Raw genomic sequence first — 8,694 nt, 5'->3', positions numbered from 1 at the left:
ACCGAGATGCTTTCCTCGCCACGCAGGCCCGCCAATACAATGCGGATCTTCTCTTCAGCTGAATAGGTTTGCCGCGTCTTGCGGCGGATGTTCTTAACCACCTTCTCGGCGGCTTCTTTGGATGTCTGCGGCTTCTTCGTCATCTCGATCTCCTAATCGATAAGATGAACCAGAAATCCTCCCTTATTCAAATCCTCAAATCTGTCCCAAGGGTGCTGACGTCAGACAATTCAGACCTGGCTCCAATGCCGCACCGCGGCTTCCCCAGGCCTTCCATTCACGCATCGTGCAGCATTCTCGATTGGTGAACGTTAGATGCGCGGACGAAGGATTAGTTCGCGGGACAAGCGCAAATGAACATTTTTCGTGCGCCAGCGTCTTGTCAATACCTATTAAGATGGAAACATGACCGGCGGAGGGGAGCCTATGCATGGCTGGGACAGCTCAGGTGAGTAGTTCGTTTCCCGCAACTTTCATGGAAATGAAATGCAAGTTAGTCAATTTCTTCGATTTCGAGTACCTTGAGAATTCAGCAAATAAAAGAGAACCGCCGCAGTCACCAATTTTGCTCCGTATCACTCAAGCTGCAACGGTTAGGTCTGATGACCAAAAAAAACTAATGGAAGGCCATCTCAATGCCAGAACTCGCCGATCTTAAAGCACTTTTCATCAATACATCTCTCAAGCGCAAGCCATCGGAAAGTCATACCAAGTTGCTAATGAATGCATCTGGAAATATCATGGTGGAGCAAGGCGTATCGGTTGAACATTTGCATATGCTCAGCCACCAAATTCCGCCCGGTGTTTATCCCGACATGACAGAGCATGGATGGGACAAAGATGATTGGCCCGATATTTGGAAAATGGTCCTCGCAGCTGACATTCTCGTAATCGGCACGCCACTATGGTTGGGCGAAGAATCCTCAGTTTGTCGGATATTGATCGAGCGACTTTATGGAATGTCCGGGAAGTTGAACGACAAAGGTCAGTCAGTTTTTTATGGTAAAGTAGCGGGGTGCGTGGTTACGGGTAACGAGGACGGAATTAAACATGCCGCGATGACAATTGGTTACGCAATGAGCCATCTTGGCTACACGATTCCACCCCAAGCTGATTGTGGCTGGATCGGAGAGGCAGGGCCGGGCCCTTCGTATGGCGACGAAAAAGATGATGGTAGTCTTGTTGGATTCGACAATGAGTTTACTCAGCGGAACACCACAATTATGACGTGGAACCTGATGCACTTGGCTCGGATGTTGAAGAACGCTGGTGGGTATTCAAATCAGGGAAATGATCGCAATGCTTGGAAAGCGGGTGCACGATTTGGTTTCGAGAACCCAGAATATCGAAGTTGATTGGGATCGAAACCGCGAGGTAGACTTACGCGGTTTTCATCATTGATGAACAAGTAACGCGTCCAAATATCGGCGATCGCCTTCTATGGCGTCAAAGTCCTAAGGCTTTCAACAAACCACATTGTACATTCCCCGTTTCGCATAGTGGAGGTTGAAAAAAACGATGCTCTTAAGGCCTTTGCTCGCATCGGCTTCGCAACTGACTGCCAGCCAGTGGTGTTCATCCGTACGGTCAACTTTGCTAAAAGCGCATTTTACAAAAGAATGTTAGCGCTAACTTCAGTTTTAACGTAAGCACAGTTAAAGTCTACCGGAATGAATGAAATCAGCTTGATGTCGGACCACACTGAGAATGACGCTGAAATCCTTCGTGCCCTCGCCAACGGTGAGCGCAGCGCTTTTGAAGCGCTTTACCGGCGGCACAATACGTCCATGGTGCGGGTTGCATCGGCGATATTGCGAAATCATGCGTCCGGCGAAGAGGTGGCGCACGAAACGTGGATCGCTGTATTGCGCAATATCAATGGTTTTGAAGGACGATCATCGCTCGCAGGTTGGATTTTCACCATTCTGTCGAACCGGGCAAAAACGCGTGTGAAACGCGACGGGCGTACTGTGGCGCTTGATATCTCGGATCAGGAAAATAACGCCGACGAAGCTTTTGACGCCCGTGGAAGCTGGAAGAACCTGCCCGATCTGTGGGACGAAATCACGCCCGAACGAGTGATCGCAGGGCGCCAGATTATGGAGCACGTTGCGCAAACCATCGAAGACTTGCCACCCGCCCAACGCGCGGTGTTGGTTTTGCGCGGGCAGCAAGAACTTGAAGCACAAGAGGTATGCGAAATTCTTGATATCACTGAAGGAAACATGCGTATTTTGCTGCACCGCGCACGTCGATCAGTGCGGAATGCGATTGATGCGGTAGCGGGTTGACGCACCACAATTTGGCGAAACTGAAAATAAATCAAAAAAAAATGTAACGAACTGAGAGCTGGATTGTCTTCTTATCACAAGGCTCGACAAGGAATGAAAAAATGCTGAGTTGCCGCGAACTATCAGATCAGGCGGATGGCTTTCTGGACAAGGAAATGTCGTTTGCAAAAAGAATGCAGGTTCGCCTCCATTTGATGATGTGTAGCGGTTGCAACCGGTTTGTTAATCAAATGCGTGTGACGCGCAGTCTGATTTCAACGGAAGCAAGAGTTGAGGCGGCGCATAACAGCGCCGACGACGCCAATATCGACAGCATCCTTGCCGAGTTTGACGCACTGAAACAGTCCAGCGGTCAAAATGATCCTGCGGCGCAAACAAAGGATAAATAAAATGACAAATCTCAAAAGTGGCTTTCTGGCCGGTTTCATCGCAACGGTCGTACTTTCGGTGCTGATGGTAATTAAGGGTATGATGGGCGTGATGCCCGAACTCGACGTAGCCGCAATGCTGGCCGGAATGATCGGTGCACCAGTTATTGTCGGTTGGATCGTGCACTTCTTGATCGGCACGGTTGCTTGGGGCGGTGGTTTTGCAGTTCTGTACGACTATGTCCCGGGTAGTAGCGCCGTTCAGAAGGGTATCGTATTCGGCATCGCAGACTGGCTTGGCATGATGATCTTGATCATGCCGATGGCGGGTGCTGGCTTGTTTGGTCTGGCCCTTGGGATGATGGCACCGATTATGACACTGGTCCTGCACATCATCTTTGGCGCGGTTCTTGGTGTAGTCTTTGCCAACCGCACGCAAGCTAAGTTGGCACATTAAAGCAATCCGCCCGTGCCCATTTGGTGGCGCGGGCGGCCGTGCTTCTATGCCGAATGTGACCTCTTTCATGCGGACACGTGCGCATAACCCGTGGCCTGCCGACCCAAAATCCACCAATTTTCGTAAGGGGTGATCCAATGCGATCCTACTTCGACAGCTTTATCGCGACCAACTTAACATTTTTTGCCACGGCGTTCATTTTTGTGATCGGGGTTGGCGTTCTTGCTATCGTAGCGATGTTCATTATCGATATAGCCCAGTCAAAAGATGCAGTGCGTCGAAATTATCCCGTTTTGGGCCGCTTCAGGTCGTTGTTTTCGACGCTGGGAGAGTTCTTTCGCCAATATTTCTTTGCGATGGACCGCGAAGAGATGCCCTTTAACCGTGCTGAACGTGACTGGATCGGCCGTGCCGCTGAGGGTAAGGACAACACGGTCGCATTCGGGTCGAGCAAAGTTTTGACAGTTTCAGGAACGCCAATTTTCGTGAACTGCCCTTACCCTACATTGGACGACGACTCGGTCGAGGTGCAGCCCTTGCGGATTGGATCAGGCTGTCCCAAACCTTATGATGCACAGTCATTCTTTAATATCTCTGCGATGAGCTATGGAGCACTGTCCATCCCTGCTGTCAAAGCCCTGTCAGCGGGTGCAAAAATGGCCGGATGCTGGATGAATACCGGCGAAGGCGGGCTGTCTCCCTATCACCTGAGCGGCGGCGCAGACATCATTTTTCAGATTGGCACTGCGAAATACGGCGTCCGCGACGAAGGCGGAAACCTGTCCGACGACAAGCTGCGGGAAATCGCAGCACACGATCAGGTCAAAATGTTCGAATTGAAGATGAGCCAAGGCGCAAAGCCCGGCAAGGGCGGCATCCTGCCGGGGATCAAGGTGAATGCAGAAATCGCGGCCATTCGGGGGATACCGGAAGGCGAAGATTCAATTTCCCCGAACCGCCACCCCGAGATTAACGACGCGGGGTCCATGCTTGATGTGATCAACCACATTCGCGATGTCACCGGAAAACCGGTTGGTTTTAAGGCCGTCGTCGGGAGTTACAGTTGGTTGACTGACTTGGCCAAAGAGATCCAACGGCGCGGTATCGCTTCTGCACCCGATTTTATAACCGTCGATAGTGGAGACGGCGGTACGGGGGCGGCACCCATGGCCTTGATGGATAATGTGGGTTTGGTCGTTAAAGAGTCCCTGCCGCTGGTCGTGGATATCCTGACAGAACACGGGTTGCGCGACAGAATTAAGGTCATCGCATCCGGCAAATTGGTAACGCCGTCCGAAGTCGCGTGGGCCCTTGCCGTTGGCGCTGATTTCATCAATTCCGCACGTGGTTTCATGTTCTCTCTGGGGTGCATTCAATCGCTCAAGTGCAACAAAAATACCTGTCCGACCGGCATTACGACGACAAACAAGCGGTTGCAAAAGGGCCTGAACCCTGAAGATAAATCCGTCAAAGTCGCTAACTTCTGCAAGAACCTTATTCACGAAGTTGAAATTATCGCACATTCATGCGGTGTCGGGCGGCCCCGGCTGTTGAAACGCAAGCATGTGCGGATCGTTACGCCGGACGGCACGTCAATACAGATGGAAGAACGCTTTCCGTACAAGGAGACTTTGCCGGAATACCTGCCTGAGATCGCAGCGTAAAAGCGCTTTTCCCCTCGCTGTAAGACGTACACGACAACAAAGGACCACACGCCCATGACTGATCCCAAAGCACAAAAAATCAAGGCCTCCGATCTCTTTGTAAAAGCATTGGAAGCGGAAGGTGTTCAACAAATCTTTGCTGTGCCGGGTGAGGAAAACCTTGATCTGGTGGAATCCCTGCGGACCTCAAGCATTAAACTTATCCTGACACGTCATGAACAAGGTGCCGGATTTATGGCCGCGACGTACGGGCGGCTGACTGGCAAACCGGGCGTGTGCATGGCGACGTTGGGACCGGGGGCGACCAATTTAACCACGCCCGCCGCCTACGCCCATTTGGGCGGCTTCCCGTTGATCATGATCACAGGGCAAAAGCCGATCAAGACATCCAAGCAAGGTCAGTTCCAGATCATCGATATCGTCAATCTGTTCGACCCGATCTGCAAAATGTCCAAACAGATTGTGCATGGTAACACGATCCCGTCTCTGGTCCGCGAAGCATTTCGTCTTGCAAGCGAAGAACGACCCGGTGCGGTGTTGTTAGAACTGCCCGAAGACATCGCCGAAGAGCCCTGCGATGCCCCCGTGATCAAGCCGCACACGCGCCACTATGCAGAAGCGGGGGATGCCGCAATTGCCGATGCCGTGGACCTTATCACGAAGGCAAAGGTACCACTGATCTTGGTCGGTGCCGGTGCCAATCGCAAAAATGCGCGCATTGCGATTTCTGAGTTCATCGACGCGACCGGCATTCCGTTTTTCTGCACTCAAATGGGCAAAGGCGTGGTGGACGAACGCTCGGAATTGTTCCTCGGCACGGCCGCATTGTCTGACAATGACTATGTGCATTGCGCCATTGATCGGGCTGACCTGATTATCAATTTCGGCCATGATGTAGTCGAAAAACCCCCGTTCTTTATGGAGGACGGCGGCAAGAAGGTGATTCACATCAACTACAAGTCCGCGCAGGTTGATCAGGTCTATTTCCCGCAGGTCGAAGTGGTGGGCGATCTGGCCGCGTCCGTGACAAGGTTGAAAACAGCTCTGGATGGCCGCGTGAAGTGTGACACATCCTATTTCGAAAAAGTTCACGCCGAAATTGAAGGTCACCTTTCCGAAGGCGTCGACGATCCACGTTTTCCAGTCACGCCACAGCGCTTTGTCGCGGATACCCGAAAGGCAATGGGGGACAAGGATATCGTTGCGCTGGATAACGGGATCTACAAAATTTGGTACGCGCGCAACTACAAGGCCTACGAACCAAACACTGTCCTGTTGGACAACGCCCTTGCCACGATGGGTGCGGGCTTACCGTCTGCGATGGCGGCGGCAGCGCTATATCCTGATCGCCGCGTGATGGCGATTTGCGGTGACGGCGGCTTTATGATGAACAGCCAAGAACTGGAAACCGCGATCCGCATGAAGCTAAACCTCGTTGTGTTGGTGCTGAATGACAGTTCCTACGGCATGATCCGGTGGAAGCAGGCTGCAATAGGTTTTGAGGATTGGGGGCTGGAATTCAATAACCCCGATTTTGTCAAATACGCCGAAAGCTATGGCGCGACGGGGCACCGGATTACGGCGACCGATGATCTCTTGCCTACCTTTGAAAAAGCGTTTGCAGCGGGTGGCGTGCATCTGATTGATTTGCCCGTCGATTATTCTGAGAACCAAAAGGTTCTGATTGATGAATTGGCTAAAAAGACGTGCCTGATATGACCAAAATTCTCGAAGTTGTGAACCCGTTCGATTTGAAGGTCATTGGCTCCGTGCCGCTTAAGGGATGGGATGAGATAGACAGTTATCTTTCCACGGCCACTCAACTGCATAAAAACCGTAAAGGGTGGCTGCCAGCGTATCAGAGGATTGAAATCCTCAGTAAAACCGCTGCTCTCATGCGAGACCGTTTCGAAGAGCTCGCATTCCAAATTGCCAATGAAGGTGGCAAGCCGCTGGTGGACGCTCGTGTCGAAGTTACCCGCGCGGTTGATGGTGTTGGACTGTGCATCAAGGAAATCGCTGGTTTGGTAGGTAAACAAATCCCGATGGATTTAACACAAGCAGGTGCAGGCCACACGGCGTTCACCAGGCGCGAACCCATTGGCCCTGTCGTAGCTGTTTCCGCTTTCAACCACCCGTTAAATCTGATCGTACACCAGGTCGGCCCGGCGATCGCTACGGGATGCCCCGTGTTGATAAAGCCAGCGGACGACACGCCTCTGTCGTGCAAAGCATTTGTCGATATCCTGTATGAAGCAGGTCTGCCGGAAGAGTGGTGCCGCTTTGTCCCTTGCGACATTCCAACGGCGCAAATGTTGGTCACTGACCCGCGTGTCGCTTTCTTCAGCTTTATCGGCTCGGCCAAGGTCGGCTGGATGCTAAAATCCAAATTGGCTCCCGGTACACGATGTGCGCTCGAACACGGCGGTGCGGCACCAGTTATCATTGATCATAGCGCAGATATCGAGGCGATGATCCCGAGCCTTGTGAAAGGTGGGTTTTATCATTCGGGGCAGGTTTGCGTGTCGGTCCAGCGCGTTATGGCACCAAAGGGAATGGCAGAGGATATTGCGCAACTGCTCGCGGATGCGGCGTCGAAACTGTGTGTCGGCAATGCGATAGACGAACCAACGGATGCTGGCCCGCTGATCCGGCCCCACGAGGTAGATCGCGTTTGCAATTGGGTCGCCGAAGCAAAGCAGGCCGGTGCCCAAGTCTTGATGGGCGGCGAAAAACTTGGGGCGACAACTTATGCGCCCACCGTTCTTTTGCGCCCGCCACTTGATGCCAGAGTCTCACGACAGGAAATCTTTGGCCCTGTCGTGTGCGTCTACGAGCATGAGACGATCGACGACGCCATCGCGCAAGCCAACGATTTGCCCTTCGCGTTTCAAGCGTCGGTGTATTCCAACAACCTCGACATGGCGATGAAGGCCATAGAAGCGCTGGACGCAACGGCTGTCATGGTAAATGATCACACGGCATTTCGCGTCGATTGGATGCCGTTCGCGGGTCGCAAACAATCCGGCTACGGCACAGGTGGTATCGGTTACACGATGCACGACATGACGCAGGAGAAAATGGCGGTTATAAAGTTTTGAACGGGTGGCAACGTGCAGTATCGGAAAGTTCAAAGCACAGAAAAAGTAGCTTTCTTCATTTCCGATAGGCGCTCAGTATTTGTAAAGATTCAACTTTAAGTCAGGTTAGGCTGAAGCCAAACTAAACACAGTGATATGCAGCGAAGTACCGCGACTTGTAAGTTCGGTTCGCTACCTGATTTGCTGTTTGCATGAATGACCGGCTCTCCCGCTGCGCGGCCGCAGCAATCTTCTCGTTCATGCAGTAATTCTTGCGCAGCGGGAAAATCGATTTCCAAAGTTGGACGCGGAGAGGACTTTGGCTGCGCGCAACCGACGTGGGGCATAACATGATCGTTTTGGCACCAAGCCACTATCCTGTTCAAAGCTTTCGCTGCATTTGTTGCATCGCGATGTGCTTTGTGTCCTGTACAGCCCGAAACTTCAAGCTGTGGGTCGCTTAGTATACACCTATCTCGTGACTATACGGCTTGGGGGTAACATTAGGTCATGATAGGGTAATCCCCCCTAAAATTAGCGGTGTTCAAAAGTGGAATTTTCTCGGCAAGGTATCTGAGGAGATTTACGATGAAGAACGGACGATACAGCGACGCACAGATCATGGCAGTGTTGAAGCAGGCGGAGGGCGGTGTGCCGGTCTCTGAGCTGTGCCGTGAGCACGGAATGAGCAGCGCGAGTTTTTACAAATGGCGGGCTAAGTTTGGCGGCATGGATGCTTCACTGATATCCGAGATGAAGGATATGGCTGAGGAGAACCGCCGTCTGAAGCGCATGTATGCTGAGATAAGCATGCAGAATGATCTGCTGAAGGAA

The 8,694-nt window shown here is 52.2% G+C and carries 8 protein-coding genes and 1 pseudogene; 8 read left to right on the top strand and 1 reads right to left on the bottom strand.

What is annotated here, in order from left to right; genetic code table 11:
- Window positions 1–143 (bottom strand): annotated as a pseudogene (locus BLQ98_RS18175) (IS3 family transposase); the annotation flags it as partial.
- A 492-nt stretch (window positions 144–635) separates the two neighbouring features.
- Here BLQ98_RS18175 and BLQ98_RS17735 point away from each other — a divergent pair.
- The 8 genes from BLQ98_RS17735 to BLQ98_RS17700 form a co-directional block, all read left to right on the top strand.
- The gene (locus BLQ98_RS17735; protein ID WP_093734516.1) at window positions 636–1,355 is read left to right on the top strand and encodes a flavodoxin family protein; all 720 of its coding nucleotides are present in this window, start codon (window positions 636–638) and stop codon (window positions 1,353–1,355) included.
- A gap of 333 nt (window positions 1,356–1,688) precedes the next feature.
- Window positions 1,689–2,291 (top strand): RNA polymerase sigma factor, encoded by a 603-nt coding sequence (locus tag BLQ98_RS17730; RefSeq protein WP_167354580.1) that lies wholly within the window; start codon window positions 1,689–1,691, stop codon window positions 2,289–2,291.
- Between the two features lie 101 nt (window positions 2,292–2,392).
- Window positions 2,393–2,680 (top strand): zf-HC2 domain-containing protein, encoded by a 288-nt coding sequence (locus BLQ98_RS17725; protein WP_093734514.1) that lies wholly within the window; start codon window positions 2,393–2,395, stop codon window positions 2,678–2,680.
- Between the two features lies 1 nt (window position 2,681).
- The gene (locus tag BLQ98_RS17720) at window positions 2,682–3,116 is read left to right on the top strand and encodes a DUF6789 family protein (RefSeq protein WP_093734513.1); all 435 of its coding nucleotides are present in this window, start codon (window positions 2,682–2,684) and stop codon (window positions 3,114–3,116) included.
- 137 nt (window positions 3,117–3,253) lie between these two features.
- A complete protein-coding gene (locus tag BLQ98_RS17715) occupies window positions 3,254–4,780 on the top strand; it encodes an FMN-binding glutamate synthase family protein (RefSeq protein WP_093734512.1) in 1,527 nt (508 codons plus the stop codon).
- Between the two features lie 54 nt (window positions 4,781–4,834).
- Entirely contained in the window at window positions 4,835–6,499 is a 1,665-nt protein-coding gene (locus BLQ98_RS17710; protein ID WP_093734511.1) for an acetolactate synthase large subunit, read from the top strand.
- A complete protein-coding gene (locus BLQ98_RS17705) occupies window positions 6,496–7,881 on the top strand; it encodes an aldehyde dehydrogenase family protein (protein WP_093734510.1) in 1,386 nt (461 codons plus the stop codon). The genes BLQ98_RS17710 and BLQ98_RS17705 overlap by 4 nt, the downstream gene beginning before the upstream one ends.
- 567 nt (window positions 7,882–8,448) lie before the next feature.
- Window positions 8,449–8,694, top strand: a 246-nt coding sequence (locus BLQ98_RS17700; RefSeq protein WP_141135386.1) for a transposase, incomplete at its 3' end; no start/stop codon positions are given.

Origin of the sequence: Sulfitobacter litoralis (assembly GCF_900103185.1) — a bacterium.
GTDB classification, from domain to species: Bacteria; Pseudomonadota; Alphaproteobacteria; order Rhodobacterales; family Rhodobacteraceae; genus Sulfitobacter; species Sulfitobacter litoralis.
The sequence above is the reverse complement of the archived record's forward strand: the minus strand, read 5'-3'. Positions and strand labels throughout refer to the sequence as shown.